Genomic DNA, 22,937 nt, shown 5'->3' with positions numbered 1-22,937 from the left:
GCAACGACCGGTTGAATCCGGTCAGTACACGAGTTCCCGGCTCGCCGAGCACCTGGACGCCGCCGGCATCGCGGCCTCGATCGGCTCGGTCGGCGACGCCTACGACAACGCCCTCATGGAGAGCACGATCGGCCTGTTCAAGACCGAGCTGATCAAGCCCCGACGTCCATGGAAGACGCTTTCCCAGGTCGAACTCGCCACCGCCGAGTGGATCGACTGGTACTGCCATCGCCGACTCCACGGTGAGATCGGGCACATCCCACCAGTTGAATACGAAACCAACTACTACCTCGCGACCGCGGAACCCCAGGTCACCACCACAATCTGAAGTCTCTACAGAACTCCGGAACGGTTCAGTAGTTGAGCACCGCAGTTTGCGGAGGAGTCGCCAGGACTTGAGAGTCGCCATGGCCTGTTCGCCGAGGCAGCGGATCTTGGCGTGGCTGCTGTTGTGATGGCGCTTCCATCTCTTCAGGCGGCGACCCCCCGGAACGAGATGCGCCGGCTCTGGCACGCCTTGTCCGCCCAGCACTTGAGGCCCGCATTGGTGAGTGCGTCGACGATGCCGTGAGTACGCGCGGCGGTCAGGTCGTGCGTTGAACCTGGAAGCGCGGGCGAGGCCCACAGCAACCGCCCGAACGGGTCTGTCAGGACCTGGACGTTCATGCCGTGGCGTTTTGTGTGTCGCCGTCCAGCCGCAGCCACGACGACGACCGCCCACTGCCGGCGTTGCGGGTGCGGACTTCCAGCGTCACGGTGACTGTTGCGGCCGGGTCGGTCCAGGTGATGCCGAGCATGCTGAACGGCTTCGCGTTGCCCTGCTTCAGTGCCCCGCTGCGGCCATCCCCGCTCGCCCGCAGCGGGGCGGTGCGGGTATCGGCCTTTACCGGGCCGGGCTTGGCGTCCGCTGTGGTGCTTCCCACGGGGCTGCCGGTCGCGGACTGGAACACCAGCACACCGGATATACCCGTCGCCACGACAGCAGCCGCGCCCCCCTACGATTCTTCGCCGCTTCACGCAACCCCACCCCCTTCAACTGATCCGTCCGCACCCAAGCGGGCCAGAGCCCAGTGGCCTGCGCACGGCGCGCGCCTGAAGGGAACACACGTCTCTCGCACGAGCCCCTCGTGCGTGCTCACACCAGGCTGATGCGCTCCTTTCACCAGCGCATCCAAGTGCTAGCCGTGCACCAGACCAGATAGGCAAGAGATGAATGTCACTTCACTTTTAGGGACCTTGAAGTCGATCTTGCCGCTCTTGTCTCAGTTCTCTGCCTTTTCTCCCCCGATACCTTCACATCTACATCGCATGAGTGATGGAGATGTGTCTACGAGATCGAGGGATCGTGACGATTCATATACCTGCGCCGGAGAAGCGCGGGCGGCCTTGGTCCGGGGGGAGTCTGCGCTACATAGCGGGGAGTCTTGCCGTGGCCCTGTCCGTTACGTTGCTCGACGGCACCATCGCGATGGCCACCCAGCGCCAGGTGCCTGCCGCACCGGAGAAGCCGACTGCCGTCACGCAGGCTGCGGACATTCCGTCCGCTCGTGTGGCCGCCCGTCTGTCGGGCAAGCGGGTGGAGGTGCTGTCGGAGCGTACGGAGACCTCCACGACCTGGGCGAACAAGGACGGTTCGCTCACCACCGAGCTGACGGCCGGTCCGGTCCGCTTCGAGGACGGGGCGACCGGCGAGTGGCGCGATGTCGATCTGGACCTGGTGGCGGTGGCCGGCGGCGCGGTGGAGCCGAAGGCGCACCCGGAGGGGTTGAAGCTCTCCGGCCGCACTGGAACCCTGGCCGCTTCGCTGAAGGCGGCACAGGCGGCGAAGGCCACCGATCTGGTGACCCTCGGCGAGGGCGACGAGCAGATCACGCTCCAGTGGAAGGGCGGCCTGCCCGCCCCGAAGCTGGACGGTAACCGCGCCGAGTACGTCAACGCCGTGCCCGGCGCGGACGTCGTGGTCGAGGCGACGCGTACCGGGTTCGAGCAGTACGTCGAGATCAAGCAGAAGCCCACGACCGACGGCTACACCTACACACTGCCGCTGAAGGCCAAGGGCCTCAAGGCCGCGCAGCAGGCCGACGGCAGCGTGGTGTTCACGGACAAGAAGAACAAGAAGACCGCGGTGATGCCCGCGCCGGTGATGTGGGACTCCACCGTCGACGAGGCCTCCGGTGAGCACACCCGCCGCGTTCCGGTGGCGATGAAGGTCGTGAAGAGGGGGACGGCCATCGACCTGGTCGTCACGCCCGACCCGGAGTTCCTCGCCGACCCCGCCACCAAGTACCCGGTCATCGTCGACCCGTCCACGTCGGCGCTCTCCAACGTCTTCGACACCTATGTCCAGCAGGGCGAGACCCGCGACTGGTCCACCGACACCGAACTCGACCTGGGCAATCCGGGCACGAAGAACGCCGACGGCACCCCGCGCACCGCCCGGTCGTTCATCTCCTGGAACACCGCGCCGATCTCCGACGCGCTGGTGATGGACGCGAAGTTGTCCCTGTGGAACTTCCACTCCGCCAACTACACCGGCACGTCCTGCCCCACCCAGCCGTGGGAGGTGTGGTCCACCGGGGCCGCCTCCACCTCCTCGCGCTGGACGGCCCAGCCGGCGTGGACCGCGAAGAAGGCCACCTCCTCGGAAACTCTGGGCAATCCGTCCTGCTCGACCCAGCCCGACGGCTGGATTAACGCCAACGTGACCACGATGGTCCAGGAATGGGCCTCCGCGAAGGCATCCCGCTCCCACATGGGCCTGCGCGCTACTGACGAAAGTGTCACGGGGCAGTGGAAGCGGGTCAACTCTGCCAACGCCGCCACCAACCCGCCCAAGCTGGTCGTCACCTACAACTACCGGCCCCGCACCGGCACGAAGCAGGAAGCCGGTCCGCCGTTCTTCTCCTACGGCGGCGCCTACACGGTCAACACGGTGCGCCCCACCCTGCGCGACACGTTCGTCGACCCGAACGGTGACAAGATCCAGGGCGCTTACCAGATCTTCGACGACGCCACCAACACCCAGGTCGGCGAGGTCCTGCGCTCCGGGTTCGTGGCGTCGGGGCAGCCGGCCCCGGTGACCGTCCCGGCGGGGGTGCTGGCCAACGGGAAGACGTACAAGTTCCGCAGCAGCCCGTACGACGGGACGCATTACAACCTGGGCTGGTCGGAGTGGAAGACCTTCACGGTCGACACCACCGCCCCCTCCGCCCCCACAAAGATCGTCTCGACCGACTATCCGACCGGGCAGTGGGTCAAGGGCGCCGGCCAAGCCGGCACTTTCACCGTCACCCCGCCTGCGGGTAGCGACCACAACTGGCTGGAGTGGTCACTGGACGGGCTGACCTGGACCAAGGTCGCCACCGGCGGAACCTCCGGCACCAAGGCCATCAGCGTCACCCCGCCGAAGGACGGCACCCACACTCTCCAGGTGCGGGCGGTCGATAAGGCCGACAACAAGTCCGAGGCCATCGACTACACCTTCCACGCTGGTCCGGGTGGCTTCGTGCAGCCCGCCGAGGGTGTGCGCACCGCGCGCCGCCTGCCGCTGGTCGCGGAGGCGGACGGCGGAAAGTACGACAAGGTCTCCTTCTCCTGGCGCCGCTCCGAGGCCGACCCGTGGGCGCGGATCCCGGCCGGGAACGTCACTTCCGGCGGAACGCCGCTCACCACCTGGCCGGTGGCCCTGCAGAACGGGCGCAACGCCGACCTTGTCTGGAACGCCGCCGACACCGTGAACCCCGACGGCACCGTCCAGATCCAGGCCGAGTTCACCGGACCGAGCTCCGCCACGGGCAGCACCCAGCCGCTCACCGTCGTCGTAGACCGCAACGCCCAGGGCGCCGCGCCCGGCCGTGTCGGGCCGGGCGCGTTGAACCTGCTGACCGGTGAGTACACGCTGTCCGAGTCCGAGGCTTCCCACTTCGGGATGTCGGTCAGCCGCACCGCCTCCTCGCTGACCCCCGATCTGGGGGCGGAGCAAGACGGACAGGTACCGGTCTTCGGCAAGCAGTGGTCCGCGGGGATGAACGCGGAAACGACCGAATCCGACTACACGCACGTCCGCAGGATCTCCGACACGGCGGTGGCCGTCGTGACGGGTGCTGGCGACTCCGTCCACTTCACGGCGAACGCGGCGAAGACCGCCTGGATCGCCGAGCCGGGGTCCCCCAAGCTGACCCTGAAGGGCACCGTCACGGGCAGCTTCACGCTGACCGACACCGACGGCTCGGTCACAGAGTTCAGCAAGCTCGACGCGGCGTCCACCGTCTGGAACGTCTCGTCGACCATGCTCGACGGCAAGGACGACTCGACGGTCACCATGCTCTCGGAGACGGTGACCGTGGACGGCAAGAAGCTGGCCCGTCCACACCGTGTGATCGCGCAGGACTCGGCCGTGCCCGCGGCGACGTGCGCAACGACGCCAGCCACCAAGGGCTGCCGCGTCCTGGAGTTCGTGTACGCGACCTCCACCACGGCGACGGGCTCGACCCTCGGTGATTACACCGGTCAGGTCAAGGAGATCCGACTGTGGGCGACCGCGCCGGGTGCCGCCTCCGCGACGGCCAAGACGGTCCAGTCGTACGCGTACGACAACCAGGGCCGACTGCGGGAGACCTGGCAGACGCAGATCTCGCCCGCGCTCAAGACGAGCTACGGGTACGACGCCGCGGGCCGGGTTACGACCTACACCGCTCCCGGGCAAATGCCCTGGACCCTCACCTACGGCAAAGCGGGAACCTCTCCCACAGCCAGTGAGGGCATGCTCCTCAAGGCGTCCCGCGCCGCGCTGAAGCCCGGCACGGTCGACACCGTCGAGGGCCAGGCCGTGACGAGCGTCGTCTACGAGGTACCGCTGACCGGCTCCGCCGCGCCGCACAAGATGGGCGCCGCCGACGTGAAGGCATGGGGACAGGGCCAGGCCCCCACCGACGCCACCGCCGTCTTCCCCGCCGACTCCGTGCCTGCCGGTCACATCGGCAACCAGCTGACCGCGGCCGACTACCGGCGGGCCGGCATCCACTACCTGGCCGCTTCCGGCGACCTGGTCAACGTGGCCGCCCCGGGCGGCCACATCTCCGCCTCGGAGAACGACCGCTTCGGCAACACCGTGCGCGGGCTGACCGCGGCTAACCGCTCCCTCGCTCTCGGCCTCACGGTTGAGGACCGGGACATCCAGGCCGACCTCGGCATCGCCCAGCTCACCAGTGCGGAGCGGGCCGAGCTGCTCTCGTCCCGGTCGGTCTACAACGCCGCCGGCACACGCAAGCTGGAGGAGTTCGGACCACTGCGCCGAGTCGAGCTGACCGCCGACCTCAAGTCGGGCACCACTGTGCTGGTTCCCGCGGGTACCTCCGTGACCGCCCGGCCCTGGACGGTCAACGAGTTCGACACGGGCCGTCCCACCGACGGGACCGCGACGATCAAGGACCAGGTCACCAAGACCAGCACCGGTGCCCAGGTCCGTGAGCACCCGACCGTACACGGCGAGACCCGCCAGACGCAGACCGTCTTCGACTGGGCCAAGGGCGTCTCGGTCAAGACCATCCAGGACCCCGGTGGCCAGGCGCTCACGACCGAGACGGTCCACGACGCCCAAGGCCGGGTCGTCAAGCAGCTGATGCCCGGCTCCAACGGCACCGACGCGGCCACCCGGGTGACCACCTACTGGTCCGCGACGGGCGTCGGCGCCTGCCAGGGCCGCCCTGAATGGGCGGGCAAGGCATGCTCTACCGGCCCGGCAGGCGCGGTCACCGGTGGCGGTTCCAACCCGGCGCACCTGGTGACGAGCACCACCGAGTACGACTGGTGGGGCAACGCGGCGAAGACAGTGGACACCGCCAACGGCGTCACCCGTACCACCACGACCACGCACGACGTGGCGGGCCGCCCCGCCCAGGTCTCGATCACCGGTGGCGTGGGGGTGGCTGTTCCCCAGGTCTCCATCGAGTACGACCCGGCCAACGGCGAGGCGGTCAAGTCCGTTTCCTCCACTGGCGGGACGATCACCCGGGTCTACGACAAGCTGATCCGTCTGATCTCCTATACGGACGCCGATGGCGGCCGGACCCAGGTGCAGTTCGATGCCCTGGACCGTCCGCTCAAAGCCACCGACTCCGTGCCGTCCACCGTGAACTTCTCCTACGACCACGCGGCCGAGCCGCGCGGTCTGCCGACGAAGACCAGCGACTCCGTGGCCGGCGACTTCACCGCGGCATACGACGCCGACGGCGGCGTGGTGAGCGAGAAGCTGCCGGGCGGCTACTCGCTCGCTCAGACCAGGGACACAGCAGGTTCCGCGATCGCGCGAACCTACACGCGCGACAGCGACGGGATGGTCGTGTTCTCCGACCGGACCAGCGAGTCCGTGCACGGCCAGGTGACCGCGCAGGCGGCCTGGTCCGACCAGAAGTACACCTACGACAAGGTCGGTCGCCTCAGCACCGTCAAGGACACCGCGGACACCGTCTGCACCACCCGCTCCTACGGTTTCGACCAGCGCAGCAACCGCACCTCCCTGACGGCCGCGACCGGTGCGCCCGGCGCCGACTGCCCCACCACCGGAGGAACCACCAAGACCCACACCTACGACTCCGCCGACCGAGCCAGGGACGCGGGCTGGACGTACGACGCCTTCGGCCGCACCTCAACCTCGCCCGACCACGGCACGATCGGCTACTACGCCAACGACCTCGCCCACCAGCAGACCGCGAACGGCAAGCGACAGACCTGGCAGCTGGACTCCGACCTCCGCTTCCGCTCCTGGAAGGCCGAGACCGGCAGCGGCAGCAGCTGGACCCAGACGGCGTCCAAGCTGAACCACTACGACAGCGACAACGACAACCCGCGCTGGGTCGTGGAGGACACGGCAACCGGCGCGGTGACCCGCAACGTCGAGACCGTCACCGGCACGCTCGGAGCGACCACCGACAAGACCGGCAACACGGTGCTCCAGCTCACCAACATCCACGGTGACATTGCGCTGCAGCTACCGCTCGACGCCGACAAGGCGCCGGTAGCACTCGACAACGACGAGTACGGCAACGCGCGCTCGGGCCAGCCGCAGGCACGATACGGTTGGCTGGGCTCACAGCAGCGCCCCGCCGACACACCCAGCGGCCTCATGCTCATGGGCGTCCGCCTCTACGACCCGTCCCGCGGCCGGTTCATGCAGACCGACCCGGTGTACGGCGGTTCGGCCAACGCCTACGACTACTCCAACGCCGACCCGTGCAACTCCACGGACACCAACGGCCTGTACCCGAAATGCGGCACCCGTCGCATCCAGAACGGCTACGGGATGCGCATCATCACCAGTAAGCGTGGTGGCGGCATCGCGAAGAACGGCTACCGGTACATGGGTTACTACATCAATGTGCAGGTGACGGGCTTCGCCAACCGCTACCTGGCGAGGAACGCCACCCAGGCCGAGACCTGGGGCGTCAAGCCGGGACGGAGCAACAAGATGGTCAAGCTCCAGAGCAAGAAGAGCTGGTACACCCCGCTGAAGCTCCAGTGGGCGGTCCACTACAACATCCAGGTGAAGCCCGGCACCCGCATTTGGTCGGGCGGTATGGTCGCGGTCTTCGGCTACAACGGATACGTCTCGAACATGACGGACAACTGCATGGCCAAGTGAACTGCCTGGCCTGGTGTTGAATGGGTGGCGCGTCCCACAGGGGTGCGCCACCTCCGTCTTTTCCGTACAGTCCGCAGAGGGCCGTACGCAGCCCGGAGGTGGGGAACGGAGAGTGATGGAAGGCAAAACGATGAGGCGACCGCTGGCCGCAATCGCCCGGGAGGCCCTTAGCTCCGGCCCCACGGTGGCCGCCGCTACCGGCCCGGTCGTCGCGGATGTCTGGACCGAGGACGACCTCGGATTCGTCCTGCTCGTCCACCGCAGAGACGACGGGTACCTCGCGGAGGAGCTGTTCTACTCCCTGCGCAGCTCCGACGAAGACACTGAAGCGGCAGGCTGGGCCGACTGCGACCACCTCGGCGGCGGACTGCTGGGTTTTGATCCGGCGGACCCAGCGGCGCGAGAGGAGATCCTCGCCCGCCGCGCGATGGCGGTGGTCACCGAATCCGAATCCCTGGTGCACACCGGCAGGGTGCCCGAGGACGACGGCGACGAACTCGTCCGTGTTGCGGAGCTCTTCGTCACCCCGGAGGCCGAAAGCCTCGAAGTGGAGAACCTGACCAGGCCCTCCCGCCACATGCGTCGTCTCTTCTTCCCATTGGCCCTGGTCGTCCTCCTCCCCGGTGACCGCCTGCGCATCCGCGCGGTCCGTGCATCCGGGACCGGGTACACAGCCGTCGGCGACGACCTCGAGCTGGCGCACCCGCCAGGTCCGGCGCCGGACGGCGGCAGCCCAGGCTGGTATCTGACGGGTCCGCAGCAGCCTTAAGAGGGCGTTTGAAGTAGGCGGATTACCCCTTGATGCCCTGTTATCTTCCTGTGGTCTCGCCCGTTATGCGCCTGGCGGGGTTGTCGATCGAGGCGATGTGGATCATGGCTTCGGAGCTGGTGGTGAGGGTCTCGTAGTCGCGCGCGAGGCGGCGGTGCATCATGATCCAGCCGATACTCCGCTCGACCACCCAGCCGCCTTTTCGCGACGTGGAAGCCGCGCTATTCGGGGTTATGGTTGACGACTTCGACGTCGTTCCGAGGCGGGCGCCGTGCTCGACGACGGCGTTCTTGAAGCCGGTGTCGACCCAGCTTTTCGCGATGGTCGGGTAGGCCGCTTTGGCCTGGTCGAGGAGGCGTATTCCCATGGCGTTCTCGGAGAGGCCGGCGCCGGCGACGGTCACGGATCCGATTCCAACCTGACGACGGTGTCCGTCACTTGGGCGGCTCTGCGGCGCGATGAAGCTCCCGGTCGGAGGTGTCACGACCAAGATCCACCGCGCCCCACCAGGAGCTGCGCGTGCTTGTCTACCCGTGGTCAATTGATCTGTCCAGCCGCACGCTGCGCTACCTGAGCGCTCAACTGCATGCCCGGCGGCGGGAGGTCGGAACGCGCTGGCGGCGTCTGCCCGCGGGCCGACAGGCCCTGCTCGCCTTGGCCCACCTGCGATGCGGCGATACCTATGCCCAGCTCGCCGCCGGGTTCCGCATCGGCATAGCGACCGTCTATCGCTACATACGCGAGGTCATCGACGTTCTGGCCGCCCTCGCCCCGACCCTGACCGAGGCGATGAAGATCATCCGGACCAAGGCGTTCGTGATCCTGGACGGCACCCTCCCGCCGATCGACCGGATCGCCGCCGACACCCCGTACTACCCCGGCAAACACAAGCGCCACGGCATGAACGTCCAGGTCCTCACCGATCCGTTCGGACGGCTGCTGTGGACGTCACCCGCCCTGCCCGGGTCCGTCCACGACCTGACCGCCGCACGGACCCACGGGATCATCGACGCGCTCGCCGCGGCCGAGCTGAAGTGCTGGGCGGACAAGGCGTACCAGGGAGCCGGCCACCCCGCCCGCGTCCCGTTCCGAGGCCGCCGCCTCAAGCTGTGGAAGCGTCGGCACAACAGCATGCACGCCAAGATCCGCTGCCTCGGCGAGCAGGCCATGGCCACTCTGAAGGGCTGGCGCCTTCTGCGGAAGCTCCGCTGCAGCACCAACCGCATCACCGCGATCGTCCAGGCCGTTCTTGCCCTTCACCACGCGTTAGCGTGAGGTTGGAAAAGGCTCACTGGTTCAGCAACAACAAGGCCAAGGGACGCGGCTGGTTCAAGTGCAGTCTTTGGACCTGCTACCTCGACCCCGGTGACATAATCGTGGTCACCTGGGAGGCAATGGCCACGCTGTCTGGGAAGAAGCACGCCTGGAGCGCGGGGCAGACATTCTCCGGCGGGGGGCGCTATCACCGACCGTGGGTCTGTCAAACGAACGGTGTAACTCGGGCTGTTGAGGGTTACTGGCGTGCTGCGGAGAGTCGGCCGTCGAAGGTGATGTCGAAGGCGTTCAGCGCTGTCTTCCAGCGCATGGTCCAGCGGGCTTGGCCCTTGCCGGTCGGGTCGAGCGACATGATCGCCATGTAGACGCACTTCAGGGCGGCCTGCTCGTTCGGGAAGTGGCCGCGGGCCTTGACCGCCCGTCGGATCCGCGCGTTGACGGACTCGATCGCGTTGGTGGTGCAGACGATGCGGCGGATCTCGGTGTCGAAGCGGAGGAAGGGAGTGAATTCCTCCCAGGCGTTCTCCCAGAGCCGGACGATAGCCGGATACTTCTTGCCCCACGTGTCGGCGAACTCGGCGAACCGCTCGAGGGCCGCGTCCTCGGTTGCCGCGGTGTATACGGGCTTGAGGACACGCGCGATCTTGTCCCAGTCCTGGCGGGCGGCATAGCGGAAGGAGTTCCGCAGCAGGTGGACCACGCAGGTCTGCACGATGGTGCGGGGCCAGACGGTGTCGACGGCGTCGGGAAGGCCCTTGAGCCCGTCGCAGACGAGCATGAGGACGTCGTTCACGCCGCGGTTCTTGATCTCGGTGAGGATATGCATCCAGTGCTTGGCGCCCTCGCCGCCGTCACCGGCCCACAGCCCGAGGATGTCCCGTCGGCCCTCGGCCGTGACCGCCAGAGCCACGTAGATGGGGCGGTTGGCGACCGCACCGTCGCGGATCTTCACGTGGATGGCGTCGATGAACACCACCGGATAGACCGCGTCCAGGGGCCGGTTCTGCCATTCGGCCATGCCCTCGAGGACCTTGTCCGTGATCGTGGAGATCGTCTGACGGGATACGTCGGCGCCATAGACCTCGGCCAGGTGGGCCTGGACCTCGCCGGTCGTCAGACCCTTCGCCGCAAGGGAGATGACCATCTCGTCCACGCCGGACAGACGCTTCTGCCGCTTCTTGACGATCTTCGGTTCAAAGCTGCCTTCCCGGTCCCGGGGCACGGTTATCTCCACCGGGCCGACATCGGTCAGCACGGTCTTGGCGCGGGTGCCGTTACGTGAGTTGCCGCCGTTCTTCCCTGCCGGATCGTGCTTGTCATAGCCGAGGTGGTCGGTGATCTCGCCCTCGAGGGCGGACTCCAGGAGTCGCTTCGTCAGCTGCTGGAGCAACCCACCCTCGCCGGTCAGCTGAAGGCCCTCGGCCTGAGCCCGGCCCACCAGCTCGTCAATCAGCCGGTCGTCCACAGACTTCGCCGGCACCGCCCCGGACGGCTCTACCGACTCGGCCTCTGTCACGTTGTTGCTGGTCATCGATGCATCTTCCATGATCAGGAGTTACACCGAACGTTTTACAGTCCCGGTCCCGGACCCTGAACGGCCTGACGAAGCAGGGGCACAGTCACGACGAACTCGCCCGGCAGATCCTTGCCGTGCAGTTCCACGGCTACGATTCGCAATCGTGGCGGCCGATCCCGTACACACTGCCCTCCCAGTCCTTCGCCTTCTACCTGGTGCGCCGCGCCATGTCCCGTGACGCGGTGATCGTCCTCGGGTGCATCGCGGCCACCTGGAAGATCGCCGTGCCGGAGCTGGCGTCGTATCCACATGTGGTGACGCCGAAACAAAACCGGAGCGTGCAGATCAGCCGGGGCAACTTCAGCCCTGAGGACTTCGAGCGGATCGAGCACGCCCTCAAGAGCTGGGCGCGCACCGCGGTGCGGTGCGCGCCCAGGGGGAGGGGCGGTCAGAGGCCGGCACGCGCTTCGGCCAGCTTCACGTCCGCCGCACGCATCTCCCCGCATGCCTGCGGGTGCTTCTGATCCATCTCCTCAAGCCGTACCGGCGACTTGCACAGAGCCGTGGTCGCCTTCAGGTCCAGTTCGGCGTCGAACTCGTACGGCTTTTGCGAACCGATCGGCGCCGGTCGCGGTGACGACTTCACATGCGCCATCGCCGCGATCTTTCCTTCGACCCCGCCGAAGTAGATCCACAGCCGGTCGCCGTCCCTCATTCGCTTCAGCGGCTTCCCGAGCCACCACTCGGTCGGACCGGAGTCTTCGCGCGCCAGCCTCGCGACCCGCGCTGGGGTGGAGGGGCCGTTCTCGATCGTGTCGCGCTCCGGGTCCAGGCAGTACAGCCAGTCCCGAGGGCTGACGACCTGGTAGACGGCGCGTCCGCCTCGGTTCGGAATCTTTTCCAGCACCTCCTGCTCAGTCAGCGCCCGCAGCAGTGCGCGGGCCCGCTTGTCGTCGATCTCCCAGCCGTAGCTGTTCATGGTGGCGACGACGCGGGCCGCGTCCCACTCTCCGTCCTCGCCGGTCACCCGGCTCTCCAGCACATCCACCTGGGTCAGCCGTGTCTGATTGCGTGGCCGGCCGTGCCGTTCCAGCAGGTCGTACAGCTTTGCCGCGCCCATGCTCGCGGCGATGCCGAGGGCGCTCCGGTCCACGGTGCCGCTTTCGTCGACCGCCACGATGGCCCTTTCCCGCCAATCCTCCAGGCCCTCAAGCAGTCTGGTCACGGCTTCGATGTCCCGCCACAGATCATGAGGCGCAGCCTGCTCCGACAGCAGCACCTTGTCTTGCAGTGCGGCGCGCACCACTCGAGCGAGCTGGTCGGAGGAGATCACGACGCTCTCCTGGCTTCCGTCGTCACCGAAATTAAAGCCAACCCGCGTCGCCATGGCGACTCCTTTTCTCTGAATTGGAGAGGAGGTTACATCCTGCTTCTGTCGGCGCGCCACCGCTTCGACGGCACTGGGCAGTTGGGGCGTCCCGAAGTGACCGGTTAGGCCGCGGGCGCGGCCCGGCGTGAGGCCATCGAGGTCCTGGCCGCCCGCGCCCCGACCATGGCCGAGGCCATGAAGACCGTTACAGCCAAGGCGTGCGTCATCCTGGACGGCACACTGCTGCCCATCGACAAGATCACCGTCGACACCCCGTACTACTCGGGCAGACATAGACGGCGCGGCATGAACGTTCAGGTCCTCACATTCGGCCGACTGCCGTGGGCTTCCCTGGTCCTGCCCGGCTCCACCCCAAGACCTGACCGCTGCCCGCTAGCGCGGGATCGTCGACGCACTCGCCGCCACGGGACTCAAGTTGTGGGCGGGACAGGGCGTACCAAGGCGCCGGACGGCACATCCGAGTCTCCTTCCGGGGCCGTCGGCTCCAGCGCTGGAAGCGACGGCGCAACAACAGCCACGCCAAGATCCGGTGCGTCGGCGAGCAGGCCATGGCCGTCTTGAAGGGCTGGCGCCTCCTGCGGAAGCTCCGCTGCGGAACCAACCCGACTTCGTGAAGGCCGTCCTCGTCCTTCACTACGCCTCAACGTGAGGTTGGAAAAGGCTCAGTATCTAGAAGAGGCTCCCCGCCGCTACAAGGCCAGCTAGGCTTCTCGGTCAAGTAGTCGCACGAAGCTGGCGGAAGCACAACTTAAGGGGAACTCTCGTGCTAGACCCTGTAACCGCTGCAATTGTGAGTGGCGCGGCCGCCAACCTTGCCGCCACCGGCATCAGCTACGGCGTTTCTCGTTTCAGTGACGGAGTGCAGAGCGCACGCGGACGTCTTTGCAGGGCCCTTAGTCGTGCCACCGATGAAGATCAAGCCGACGCTCTGAATACATACGACAGCGCAACGGCTCAACTGGTATTGCGCTTGACCGGAGAGCAAGACATTCCTCTTGCAGAAGCTGAACTGACCACCCTGCTGAGGCTGATTCTCACCAGCTATGCCGAGCGCTACCCACAGGCTCGACCAGCCATTCAGAGTCTCGCCGCCCCAGCGGCTGATTCTGCGTCGATCACACAAACCGGGTACGACCGGGCAACAGTCGTCGGCAAGGTTGATGGTGGCCTCACCATCAACCACGGATAGAACCTCAGGGGATGTGACCAACGAGCTCGTACACGGACCCAGCATGAAAGTCATTCACTGGCCCTACATCCGCGATCACCTCGATGCCATCGGGGAGCACAGTCCGGATCTTGCCGGAACTCTCGAGTGGGCGCTCTATACGGATGAAGAAGAGAAGACGATCAGACTCACAGGAGATGATCGCGATCGCGACGAAGGGCAGCGGCACCAGTCTTGCGACACGGTGGTTGCCATCCGTCAAGCAGCCGAACTGCTCGGCACCCTATCCGAACTTCAAAAACTGGCGCGAAATACCCTCAAGCAACAGGATTTTGGAGATATTGAGCAACATAGAGAGGGTATTACTTCCGAAATTACCGCGATCGCCACAGGTGCAGCAGGTACCCTCACTGCACGCATGATCGACTTCTCTCCAGCAGCGCTGCGTGCCGAGGTTGCTCAGCTCTACAAGCATGGCCCTCGAGAACTGATTCGCGCGAGCCTCGCTACGGTGTTCGAAGATGCGCGCATTCTGCGTGATCTTGCCCGCGAAGCGGCGGGACCGTTCCAGGCCAGCACTGAAGGTGAAGCCGCGTATATCGCCCGCATCACCCGTGCCGAGCTGGAAAACAGCGAGAACTCCCTGGCCGACGCTTGGGCGTATCGGCTCGCCTTGTACGTGGTCGCCTACCCCGAGGCCCTGCCCACTCTTGTCGATTTCACCGACGGTTCCCTTCTCTACGAACATCCTGGTGGGGCCCCAACCAGAGTGAACCTTCGGCCTAGTGGTGATGAGCAGGAAACCGCGCCCATCCATCAGACCGCGAACCACCGAGCCGCCTCGGTCGGAACCGCTCAGACCGTGAATATCAATCACTACAGCCCTACCGATGAGAAGGACGCTTAGTCGCTGTAGCTACGGAGCCAGATGAGTTGGAATTGCATCCTGCCCTGACCTCGCTCCTCGCGACGGGGCAGTCGCGCTAAACCGCTGAGCCCTCGGATTCTAATTCCGCTCGCCGACGGAGATCCGCACGGGTTTGCTGCGCGGTGGGCGGTAGGACAAACGACTGTTGCTCTGGCAGTGCCTACCTCGGGGGCTACGCGATGCGAAACCGGTCCAAGTCTGCGGTTGAGTCTGCTTTCCTGACCGTTCAGGACCCCGCGAAGCACATGGGCATCTCGGTGAACACCCCCCTACATCTGGCGCCACAGTTGACAAGGGCCGCCCTGCTTAAGGATGGGGACGTTGGGCAGATGGCGGGTCCCCTCGTCGATCAGACGTGGTCGTCTTGACGCGACCGGCATCGGACGTCGCGAGGTCGCTACGGCGACAACTCTGCGTAAAGAGTGATGGCCTATCAGGTTATTCTGACGCACCGTCATGCAATCAAAATCATCTTGCACGTGCGTTGCACAAGGTGCTGAAAAGCAACAGTGATCAGTGAAGGGCCGTGAAGGTAAGTATTCGCAGGTCAGATGGCACGTTGCTGTGTTGTGCCCCCTGGGCTCAAGGGGCACAACACCCCGCCCCTCAGATGTCCCGGAAGATCTCGATCTGTGCCCCCACCGAGTTGAGCCGCTCCGCCAGCTCCTCGTACCCCCGGTTGATGACATAGACGTTGCGCAGTACGGACGTCCCCTCGGCCGCCATCATCGCCAGCAGCACCACCACGGCGGGCCGCAGGGCGGGCGGGCACATCATCTCTGCGGCGCGCCAGCGGGTGGGGCCCTCGACCAGGACCCGGTGCGGGTCGAGGAGTTGGAGGCGGCCGCCGAGGCGGTTGAGGTCGGTGAGGTAGATCGCGCGGTTGTCGTAGACCCAGTCATGGATCAGGGTCTGGCCGTGCGCGGAGGCCGCGATGGCGGCGAAGAACGGGACGTTGTCGATGTTGAGGCCGGGGAACGGCATCGGGTGGATCTTGTCGATCGGCGCCTCCAGCTTGGAGGGCCGGACCGTCAGGTCCACCAGCCGGGTGCGGGCGTTGTCGGCCGCGTACTCGGGGGTGCGATCGCAGTCGACGCCCATCTCCTCCAAAACCGCGAGCTCGATCTCCAGGAACTCGATCGGCACCCGGCGGATGGTGAGTTCGGACTCGGTCACCACCGCGGCGGCCAGCAGGCTCATCGCCTCGACCGGGTCCTCGGAAGGGGAGTAGTCCACGTCCACGTCGATCTGCGGGACCCCGTGCACGGTGAGTGTCGTCGTGCCGATGCCGTCGACCCGGACGCCCAGCGCCTCCAGGAAGAAGCAGAGGTCCTGGACCATGTAGTTGGAGGAGGCGTTGCGGATGACCGTCGTGCCGTCGTGGCGGGCGGCGGCCAGCAGCGCGTTCTCGGTCACGGTGTCGCCGCGCTCGGTCAGCACGATGGGACGGCCGGGGGAGACCGAGCGGTCCACCTGCGCGTGGTACAGCCCCTCCGTGGCGGCGATCTCCAGGCCGAACCGGCGCAGCGCGATCATGTGCGGCTCGATCGTGCGGGTACCCAGGTCGCAGCCGCCCGCGTACGGCAGGGTGAACTGCTCCATCCGGTGCAGCAGCGGGCCCAGGAACATGATGATGGAGCGGGTGCGGCGCGCGGCGTCGGCGTCGATCGCCTCCATCTCCAGCTGTGCGGGCGGCACGATCTCCAGGTCCACGCCGTCGTTGACCCACCGGGTGCGCACCCCGATGGAGTTCAGCACCTCCAGGAGCCGGAACACCTCCTCGATCCTGGCCACCCGGCGCAGGACCGTGCGGCCCTTGTTCAGGAGCGAGGCGCACAGCAGCGCGACACAGGCGTTCTTGCTGGTCTTGACGTCGATGGCGCCGGAGAGTCGGCGACCGCCGACGACCCTCAGGTGCATGGGCCCGGAGTAGCCGAGCGACACGATCTCGCTGTCGAGAGCTTCTCCGATGCGGGCGATCATCTCAAGGCTGATGTTCTGGTTGCCGCGCTCGATGCGGTTGACGGCGCTCTGGCTCGTGGCGAGCGCCTCGGCCAGCTGCGTCTGTGTCCAGCCCCGGTGCTGCCGGGCGTCACGGATGAGCTTGCCGATGCGTGCGAGGTAGTCGTCTGACATGGCGGCAGGTTATCTCAGATATGAGATGAGGCTGGTGTGGGGGTGTGCCGTTCGAGTGAGGAGTGAGGGGAGTGCAACGGTCGCCCGCGCCGCCATCGTCCCCCGGGCGGGGCGATGGGGCGCGGGACGTGCGGCCGTACGGGGCGCGGGGGCCGGATCAGCCGGCCCGGGCCGCCAGCCACTCCAGCGCCTCCACGCCCGCGCCGAGCACGGAGATGTGCCCGTCCGCCGGGCGCACCCGCAGTTCGGCCGTCTGGCTGCGGTCGGCGAGCCATCGGCTGTGGGCGGCCGGTGCTATCCGGTCCTGGCCGCCGTGGAGCAGGAGCAGGGGCGCGGTGACCCGTACGGGGTCGAAGCCCCACGGGGCGACGTACGCGAGGTCGTCGGTGATCAGGCCGTCCGGCCCGCCCTCCAGGGCCGGCCCCACCACCTGGTCGAACCAGGACCACGTACCGGCCAGCGCTTCGTGGTCGGCGGCGGTGAACATCTCCGGGTCGTACCCGGCGCCCGCCTCGTACGCCTCCTTCGCCGCACGCCCCTCGGCCGCCGCCCGCAGGGAGGCCGCCGAGGACGGCACCATGCCCGCGAACCAGTCGAGCCCCTCGGCGTCGTACGGGGCGAGCCCCGCTGCCGTCGCCACCCCGGTGACCCGGTCGGGCAGCAGCGCGCCGCAGGCCAGCGCGTGCGGACCGCCGCCGGAGTGCCCCAGGACGGCGAACCGGCCGATGGCCAGCGCGTCGGCGATGGCCCGCACGTCGGCGGCGGCCGACGCGATGTCCCGGCCGGGGAGCGGGGACGAACCGCCGTAGCCGGGACGGTCGTACGACACCCAGCGGACGGACAGCTCCGCGGCGGCGGGGAAGAGCGGCGCGGGCGGTGAGCCGATGTTCGGTGTGCCGTGGTGCCAGAAGACGACGAGCCCGTCGTCCGGGCCGCCGTCGCCGCCGGTGTCGTACACATGGACCCTGCGGCCGTCGCCCAGCCGCAGATCGCTCTCCCTGACCCTCACTCCGCCACCCTTCCGTCACGCAGAACGCATCCGCCGCCCGACCCTACCGACCGCCTGCGACAGCGGGCCCCCGGATCACTCCGCCCGCAGAGGCAACCCCCAGGTTCGCCTCCCCGTCTCGATCTCCGAGAGCGCGTTCGAACCGGAACAGACCACCGGAACGGACGCGCGCACGAACAGGGTTGAGGAGGAGCTTTGATACGTGGCCGGAGAGCATGGGCCACCGCGATAGCGGTGCTGACGGTGGCGGGGGTGGCGCCGACGGGGGCGTACGCCGCCCCGGCGCCGCCGGAGATACCCGGCGCCACCGCGACACCCCAGCCCGGCGACGCGCTGCCGCCCGGCTGGCGCATCGCCGGTGAGGACGGGCAGAGCCACCTGGAGTGGCGTGCGCCCGAGCCGGTCCCCATGGGCGACGCCCGCGTGGAGTTCCGCGCGAACGGCGAACTCGTGGGCGTACCCGAACCGCAGGACGACGGCCGGACCTTCCGGCTCCCCATGGACGAGGTCCGCACCGCCGACCTCGGCGGCCTCGCGGTCGAGGCGGCCGGGCGCCGGCTCGACGAGGCTCCGGGCGCGGGCGCCCGCCAGGCCAAGCCGCCCGCCCCGAAGCTCCCGCCCAAGCTGCCCGCGGGAGCCGTCGACCCGGGCAAGCCCGGCAAGTACGCCACCACCACCGGTGAGTACAACCTCGCCTCCGTCAAGCTCCCGGGCTTCCCCGCACCGGTCGAGATGCGCGGTGTCGTCGTCGCCCCGAAGAAGGCATCCGGCAAGCGCCCGATCGCCCTCTTCCTGCACGGCCGCCACTCCACCTGCTACATCCCCGGCAAGAACGAGGAGACCTCCGGCGACTGGCCCTGCGCCAAGGGCAGCAAGCCGATCCCCAGCCACCGGGGCTATCTGCGCGACCAGAAGCTGCTGGCCTCCCAGGGGTACGTGACCGTATCCATCTCCGCCAACGGCATCAACGGCCAGGACTGGAACGCCGAGGACGGCGGCGCGCAGGCCCGCTCCTCGCTGATCCGCAACCACCTCGGCCGCTGGGCCGACTGGGCCGCCAAGCCCTCCTCCGCGCCCGCCGCCGTACGCAAGGGCCCGAAGACCGACCTGTCCCGGGTGCTCCTCGTCGGACACTCGCGCGGCGGCGAGGGCGTCAACCGCGCGGTGATGGACAGCCTGTACAAGCCGTCGGCCGCCCAGGACGGCTACCGGTCCAAGGCCCGCTGGAAGATCCGCGGCACGGTCCACATCGGCCCCACCATCTTCGGCCAGAACCCGGTGCCGGACGTCCCCTCGCTGACGATCCTGCCCGGCTGCGACGGTGACGTCTCCGACCTCCAGGGCCAGGTGTTCACGGACGGCACCCGAGGTGTCAGCCGGGGCAAGGCGCTGCACAGCTCGGTCTACATGGTCGGCGCCAACCACAACTACTTCAACAGCGAGTGGACGCCCGGCCAGGCCCAGGCACCGGCGAACGACGACTTCTGGCGCGAGCCCGAGTCGCCCGACCCGCTCTGCTCGCCCGGCGCCGCCGGACGGCTCTCCGCCAACCAGCAGCACAAGGCGGGCGCGACCTACATCGCCGCCGCCGCACGACTGTTCGTCGGCGGTGACGACCGCGTACGTCAGCTCGTCGACGGCACCGGCCGGCGCGCCCCCTCCGCCGACCCGGCCCGCGTGCTGACCCACGCGGTCGGCGGCAACCGGGGCGCCGGCTTCCTCCCCGACGACCCGCGGGGCGCGCTCAAGGTCAGCGGCGCCAAGCTGTGCGACGCCGTCGCCCCCGGCCGTACCGCCTGCCTGAGCGAGAGGGACCCAGGCTCCTCGCCGCACTTCGCGCAGTGGCGCCCCGAGCACGAGGCCGGCCGCCGCGCGGTCGCCCTGGACTGGAAGAAGCCGGGCACGGTCGCCCGCGTCACCTTGAAGAAGCCGGTCTCGGTCAAGGGCGCCAAGAGCCTCGCGCTCCGCGTCGCCGTACCCCCGAACACCCGCGGCACCCGCTTCGACGTGCATGTCAAGGACGCCACGGGCAAGCGGGCCAAGCTGGGCAGCGTCCGGATCGACGGCCTCCCCGGCACCGACCGCACCACCTCGTACTGGGCCCGGGAGGTCCGCGTCCCGCTGACCGCCGCGACCCGCGCCAAGCTGAACCTCGGCAAGATCGCCTCCCTGGAGCTGACCCCGAAGTCCCGCTCCGGCAAGGCCTGGCTGATGGACGCCTGGTCGTGGCAGCCCGGCACGCCCGCGGTGAAGGCCGCGCCCCTCGCCCGCGTCGACATCGGCCGTCTCACGGTCAAGGAGGGCGACTCGGGCTTCCGGACGTACCAGGTGCCCGTCCGCACCACCGGCAAGAACGCCGGAGCGGTCCGGCTGTACGTCGTCGACCCGGAGACCGGCAAGTCGGCCGGCCGGCTGGTCAAGGTCGGCCCCGGCACCGCCGGGATCAAGGTCAAGGTGAAGGTCGAGGGCAACAAGCGCTACGGCTGGGACAAGCCCCACGACATCCTGGTCAAGGCGGTCCGGGGAACGGTCATCGGCGCCGACGCCGGCGGCGTCATCGCCGTGAACGACGACCCGATGCCGAAGGTGAGCATCAAGCCGGTGACGGCCGACGTCACCGAGGGCGCGCCGCTGACGTGGCGCGTCTCCCTCTCGGAGAAGGCGGACATCGAGATCTGGGCCCTGGCCCAGCTGGTCCCCGTCACCGGCGGCCGGCCGGAGCTGTCCACGGCCGACGTCGACCAGGAGTGGCTGTCCCAGCTCGTGGAGAGGATCCCGAACCCGGCGGTCCCGCTCTCGAAGGTCGAGTACGGGACGCTGTGGACGACGGTCCCGGCGGGCGAGAAGTCCGCCGACCTGACCGTCCCGACCATCCGTGACCAGGTGAAGGAGCCGGCCGAGTACGTCCGCTTCCAGCTCACGGACGACGAGGGCGCGCCGCTGGGCCCGCCCTTCGAGGGCATGGTCCGCGACGCGCCGTAGTCCTGCCTGCTGTACCGCGTCCGGCCCCTCCGCGACCCTGTGGAGGGGCCGGACCTCTGTGCAGGCCGCAGGGCTGTCCGCCTCAGCGTGGTCAGCGAGCTGGTCGCCCTCCTGACCATCGGCCTGGTCCGTCCGTGGGGCGAGGTCGTACCGTGCTGGATCCCGCTGATCGGCGGGCGGAGGGTCCGCCCCTGGCCGCCGTCGTCCCCGCGGGGCCGGGCGCGGCGGGCCTGACCCTGATCCGGGCAAACACTCCCCTCTGGTGGACCTACCCGCACGCGGACATGACGGCCACCGGGAACCTGGTCGTCGGCATCCTCTGTCAGCCGCTGTTCCTCTGGGCCCGCTGGCCGCCGTCACGCTCTCCTACCACCGTCGGCATCGCGTCCGGCGGCGCGGGTAGGAGTGAGGAAGGGTGTCCTTTGACAGCGAAGATAGTCGGGCGCGATTTCCTGACCTTGGGCGACTAGGTTCGATGGCAAACGATCACTCTCGGGCAGTGCCCCTTGTGGTTAGGGGGTGCCGGTAAGAACGCTGTCACCAGCCGCAAACGGCGGTGATCAGTCCTTCGCTGAGTTGCCCGTCAACTCCGTCCGGCCGTGGGCTTCGGAGCTCAGATTCTTCTCAAGTTGGCGGCCACCCGGCATCCAGCCTGGCAGCGTGGGTGGTATGGGTCCCGTCGACTGGGGAAGCGTCCCCACCTGGTTCAGCGCCATAGGCACCACAGGCGCCCTGTTCGCGGCCGTCGGAATCATCGTCCGCGATCACCGCAAGACCGACCGTGCAGATGCTGCCCGAATCGCCTGCTGGTTCGACAAACCCGACGTCGAGTACGCAGACCGGACCGTACGCACTGGCTCACTACGCATTCACAACGCCGCCGACCGGCCCGTCTTCGCGGTACGCGTTATCGTCGGCCCACACGCGTACGGATACGTACAAGAGCCGGTCGCCCAGGTGCTCCTGCCCGGGAAAAAGACAGAACACGACGTCCCGTTCTGCCGTTGGGGAGACGGCCCGACCTCACTCGGGCCTGTCGTGGTGTATTTTCGCGACGCCGACAACATCGAATGGGTACGCGACTTCCATAAGGGGACCCTCTACCGCCGATACCGGCGCCGTCGGCGCATACGCGGCTACCTGCTTCGCCAGTGGTGGCTGACCAAGGAGCACAGGTGGAAGGTGCTCAACCCGAGGTTCCGCCGCAGTATCGCCCCCTACCGGCATCCCGACTGGCGCGAATCCCCCGACGACCTCTGACTCGCGGGAAGACAACACCGGAGTAAGCCGCCGACCAGCCGCCAGCCGCACAGGTCACCACCTTCATCTTGCGGCTGGTGGCAGCGTTCTTACCGGGACCCCAATAGATGCGGTGACGCCAGCACGAGCATGAACGGCAGCGCGGAAGACCCACACAAGGTGGCTTCTGATCTCACCTTGGCTGGACCCCCTCTTGGCTCGCCTCCCGAAGTCACTGAAATTGACCGTTTGGAGAGCGGGGGTGATCTTTCGCGGCAATCTGCCGTCGGCGGCAGTACTGATGGACGAACCGGCGGAGCATCGTGTAGGACACGGACTCCTCGTAGTAGTCCATGAGCCTCAGCCATATCTGTTTCGGTCCGAGGCCCTCGTCCGCCATGGCCCCGATGGCCTTGATGAGGTCGCTGTCGAAGCCTCCATAGCTTCGGTCGACTCCGCGGGGAGGCGGTTGCATCGTGTCCAGGGCAAGGCGGACGAGGCGTCGGGGAACTCGGTGCCGCAGAGCCAGGTCCTGGATTGTGTGGCCTCGGCGGGCGTCGATGTAGATGAGCAGGGGGAGGTTGGGATCGTCGGCGAAGGGGTCCGTTCGCGCTGTGCGCGGGTTGGGTTTCATGCGGCCGCGCGGGGAGCAGGCGTCAGCGAGGGCCCGGTCCAGGGACTCCTCGGAACGTCCGGAAACGGCGGCCAGGCGGTCGAGCTGAGGCTTGCCGAACCAGAAGGGCGGCCCATTGAGGAAGCAGTGCAGATAGCTCGGCTTGAGATGGTTCGCGCGTGCCAGGCGGCGGACGTAAGAGTCGGTGATCTCACCGGCGTGAGGGCGTAGTCGAACGGGCAGTGGAGCCAGCGGGCGGGGCATCTCGGGCGC

The 22,937-nt window shown here is 67.8% G+C and carries 14 protein-coding genes and 4 pseudogenes; 10 read left to right on the top strand and 8 right to left on the bottom strand.

The annotated features are described in order from the left end of the window. On the top strand, window positions 1-328 hold a 328-nt coding region (locus AMK21_RS26870), incomplete at its 5' end, for an integrase core domain-containing protein (protein ID WP_143194884.1). A gap of 27 nt (window positions 329-355) precedes the next feature. Here the strand turns inward: AMK21_RS26870 and AMK21_RS37215 are convergent. Further along, window positions 356-678: pseudogene (locus AMK21_RS37215) on the bottom strand (transposase family protein); the annotation flags it as partial. Next, a complete protein-coding gene (locus AMK21_RS26860) occupies window positions 663-956 on the bottom strand; it encodes a hypothetical protein (protein ID WP_073881769.1) in 294 nt (97 codons plus the stop codon). The gene AMK21_RS26860 and the pseudogene AMK21_RS37215, both read right to left, overlap by 16 nt. A 479-nt stretch (window positions 957-1,435) precedes the next feature. On the opposite strand from AMK21_RS26860, the gene AMK21_RS26855 reads away from it, so the two are divergent. Beyond that, the gene (locus AMK21_RS26855) at window positions 1,436-7,639 is read left to right on the top strand and encodes an RHS repeat-associated core domain-containing protein (protein WP_420712524.1); all 6,204 of its coding nucleotides are present in this window, start codon (window positions 1,436-1,438) and stop codon (window positions 7,637-7,639) included. A gap of 130 nt (window positions 7,640-7,769) precedes the next feature. Continuing rightward, complete coding sequence (locus AMK21_RS26850; RefSeq protein WP_073881768.1) at window positions 7,770-8,408, top strand: hypothetical protein; 639 nt, start codon at window positions 7,770-7,772, stop codon at window positions 8,406-8,408. Between the two features lie 40 nt (window positions 8,409-8,448). Here the strand turns inward: AMK21_RS26850 and AMK21_RS26845 are convergent. Further along, a pseudogene (locus AMK21_RS26845) lies at window positions 8,449-8,814 on the bottom strand (transposase); the annotation flags it as partial. A gap of 113 nt (window positions 8,815-8,927) precedes the next feature. On the opposite strand from AMK21_RS26845, the gene AMK21_RS26840 reads away from it, so the two are divergent. Continuing rightward, window positions 8,928-9,683 carry an IS5/IS1182 family transposase gene (locus AMK21_RS26840; RefSeq protein ID WP_073881766.1) on the top strand — a complete coding sequence of 252 codons (756 nt, stop codon included), beginning with the start codon at window positions 8,928-8,930 and terminating at the stop codon, window positions 9,681-9,683. Between the two features lie 238 nt (window positions 9,684-9,921). On the opposite strand, the gene AMK21_RS26835 is transcribed toward AMK21_RS26840, so the two are convergent. Further along, window positions 9,922-11,214, bottom strand: a complete 1,293-nt coding sequence (locus AMK21_RS26835) for an IS256 family transposase (protein ID WP_073881765.1) — start codon at window positions 11,212-11,214, stop codon at window positions 9,922-9,924. Between the two features lie 433 nt (window positions 11,215-11,647). Then, window positions 11,648-12,586: a hypothetical protein gene (locus AMK21_RS26825; RefSeq protein WP_073881764.1), complete on the bottom strand. Its 939-nt coding sequence runs from the start codon at window positions 12,584-12,586 to the stop codon at window positions 11,648-11,650. Between the two features lie 129 nt (window positions 12,587-12,715). Between AMK21_RS26825 and AMK21_RS36330 the strand changes: the two are divergent. From AMK21_RS36330 to AMK21_RS34920, 3 genes and pseudogenes are all read left to right on the top strand, one after another. After that, window positions 12,716-13,238 (top strand): annotated as a pseudogene (locus tag AMK21_RS36330) (transposase family protein); the annotation flags it as partial. Window positions 13,239-13,352: 114 nt separating this feature from the next. After that, window positions 13,353-13,778: a hypothetical protein gene (locus AMK21_RS34925; RefSeq protein ID WP_143194883.1), complete on the top strand. Its 426-nt coding sequence runs from the start codon at window positions 13,353-13,355 to the stop codon at window positions 13,776-13,778. 43 nt (window positions 13,779-13,821) lie between these two features. Beyond that, window positions 13,822-14,664, top strand: coding sequence for a hypothetical protein (locus AMK21_RS34920; RefSeq protein ID WP_143194882.1), 843 nt, complete (start codon window positions 13,822-13,824; stop codon window positions 14,662-14,664). 627 nt (window positions 14,665-15,291) lie between these two features. Here the strand turns inward: AMK21_RS34920 and AMK21_RS26805 are convergent. Both AMK21_RS26805 and AMK21_RS26800 read right to left on the bottom strand, forming a co-directional pair. After that, a complete protein-coding gene (locus tag AMK21_RS26805) occupies window positions 15,292-16,821 on the bottom strand; it encodes a helix-turn-helix domain-containing protein (RefSeq protein WP_073881761.1) in 1,530 nt (509 codons plus the stop codon). A gap of 157 nt (window positions 16,822-16,978) precedes the next feature. Further along, entirely contained in the window at window positions 16,979-17,830 is an 852-nt protein-coding gene (locus tag AMK21_RS26800) for an alpha/beta fold hydrolase (protein ID WP_073881760.1), read from the bottom strand. 195 nt (window positions 17,831-18,025) lie between these two features. Here AMK21_RS26800 and AMK21_RS26795 point away from each other — a divergent pair, with 195 nt between their 5' ends. From AMK21_RS26795 to AMK21_RS26785, 3 genes and pseudogenes are all read left to right on the top strand, one after another. After that, on the top strand, window positions 18,026-20,812 hold the full coding sequence (locus tag AMK21_RS26795) for a hypothetical protein (protein ID WP_073881759.1): 2,787 nt from the start codon (window positions 18,026-18,028) through the stop codon (window positions 20,810-20,812). 81 nt (window positions 20,813-20,893) lie between these two features. Continuing rightward, a pseudogene (locus tag AMK21_RS36325) lies at window positions 20,894-21,215 on the top strand (hypothetical protein); the annotation flags it as partial. 266 nt (window positions 21,216-21,481) lie between these two features. Further along, window positions 21,482-22,072: a hypothetical protein gene (locus tag AMK21_RS26785; RefSeq protein WP_073881758.1), complete on the top strand. Its 591-nt coding sequence runs from the start codon at window positions 21,482-21,484 to the stop codon at window positions 22,070-22,072. Between the two features lie 211 nt (window positions 22,073-22,283). Here the strand turns inward: AMK21_RS26785 and AMK21_RS26780 are convergent, their stop codons facing one another. After that, a complete protein-coding gene (locus AMK21_RS26780) occupies window positions 22,284-22,928 on the bottom strand; it encodes a hypothetical protein (protein ID WP_073881757.1) in 645 nt (214 codons plus the stop codon). Between the last annotated feature and the right edge of the window lie 9 nt (window positions 22,929-22,937).

This window comes from Streptomyces sp. CB00316, from assembly GCF_001905595.1.
GTDB lineage: Bacteria > Actinomycetota > Actinomycetes > Streptomycetales > Streptomycetaceae > Streptomyces.
This window is presented reverse-complemented; position numbering and strand designations above follow the sequence as displayed.